General features: G+C 71.9%; 2 protein-coding genes. Both read right to left on the bottom strand.

Annotated features, from left to right (window positions below; translation table 11 throughout):
• Nucleotides 1–92: 92 nt before the first annotated feature.
• Nucleotides 93–788, bottom strand: a complete 696-nt coding sequence (locus tag ACFVX9_RS35305) for a lytic transglycosylase domain-containing protein (protein WP_387985868.1) — start codon at nt 786–788, stop codon at nt 93–95.
• A gap of 84 nt (nt 789–872) precedes the next feature.
• Nucleotides 873–1,079: an antitoxin gene (locus ACFVX9_RS35300; RefSeq protein ID WP_063350645.1), complete on the bottom strand. Its 207-nt coding sequence runs from the start codon at nt 1,077–1,079 to the stop codon at nt 873–875.
• Between the last annotated feature and the right edge of the window lie 359 nt (nt 1,080–1,438).

Below are 1,438 nucleotides of genomic sequence, written 5' to 3'. Positions count from 1 at the left end.
TTCTCGCACTCCGGACGGATGCTTAACGAGCCCATATCTCCCCCCCACCACTACCCCCCAGACCGACCCCCCATCTCCCCCAGCCCCACCCGCTACTGGACGGCCGTGCCGGACTTGGCCCAGTTGTCGTGCAGCCGGTCGAGGTAGGACTGCGCCTGGGAGCCCACCTTGACCCCCCGGGCGAAGGCCAGCATGTTGCCCGCGCCGGCGTTGTAGCCGAGGGCGAGGAGCTCGTCGTGGTTCAGCGGCGCGCTCGGCCGTGCCGGGAGCTGCCCGGCCAGGTCGTGCAGGTGCCAGGCGGCCGCCTGGACGGCCAGGTCGCGGTCGTCCGGCAGCTCCTCCCACTGGCGGTCGGCGAAGGGGCGGCCGGGTTTGGTGTCGTCGAAGGCGGCGCGGTGCATGTTGGCGATGCCGAACGAGGCTTCGGGCTTGCCGCGCTGCCAGGCCCGTTCGAGCTCCGGGTCGTGCGGCTTGTACGACTCGTTGTAGAGGATCGCCATCAGCAGCTGCGGGTTGACCCCGGCCTCGGCGGCGTACCGGCGTACCGGGGCCGCGTAGTCGGCGGGGTCGTAGCGGCCGGACGGCTTCGACGGCGCGGTCGAGGCGGACGCGGACGGGGCGGACGCGGAGGGCCCGGCACCGTCCGGGGAGGGGGTCGCCGACGGGGAGGCGCCGGACGACGCCGTGGTGGGGTGGTCACCGCCGTGGACGATGCCCCACCCGGCCGCGACGAGTACGCCGACGACCAGCCAGCGCCCCCAGCGCGACCCCTGTTGCCCCTCGCTCATCGCTGCCGACCCCTCCCCGTGTGCCCGTGCCCTTGTTCGACCGTCGTACTGCCGATCGTGCCGGCGACCGTGCCCGGTGGCAGGCTACTCGGCCGGCTTCTGCTCGCCGTCGAGGTTGCGCAGGAAGCCCTTGGCCTTCTCGACGCCGGTGTCGATCTGGCCGCTGTACTTGCCGTCCGTGCGGTCGTCGATCACGTCGCCGACCTTGTCCAGGCCCTGCCCGAGCACGCCGCTGTGCTCGCGGGCGAGGTCGGTGGCCTTGTCCGCGAGGTTCTTCAGACTCTCAAACATGGTGACGCTCTGCTCCTCTGACGCGTTCCTGATGGTGTGCCGACGTGGCGGGGGATCATGACCATCCTAACGACGGCCCACCAGGCACTCGGCCGCTGCCGAAGGACGGCGGGTGACTTTGCTGGAATGGGTTTGTATGCTCCAGCCCAACTTCTACAGCCATGTAGAAGTTGGGAACCGCCACCAGGACGGAACGCGTCCCGGCACGCACAGCGGCGCGCACGCGCCGCGGCAGCCGAAACGAGCGAGGGAAGTGCGCATGGCCGGCCAGCGGGCGAGAACGCCGTACCAGGACGCGGGACCGCGCACCGAGGACCCCGCCCTGCCCGCGCAGCGCTCGCGCGCGGCCGCCCCGGCGG

Source organism: Kitasatospora sp. NPDC058243 (assembly GCF_042882025.1).
GTDB lineage: Bacteria > Actinomycetota > Actinomycetes > Streptomycetales > Streptomycetaceae > Kitasatospora.
Note: the sequence above shows the minus strand (reverse complement) of the source record. Positions and strands in the feature narration are given on the sequence as shown.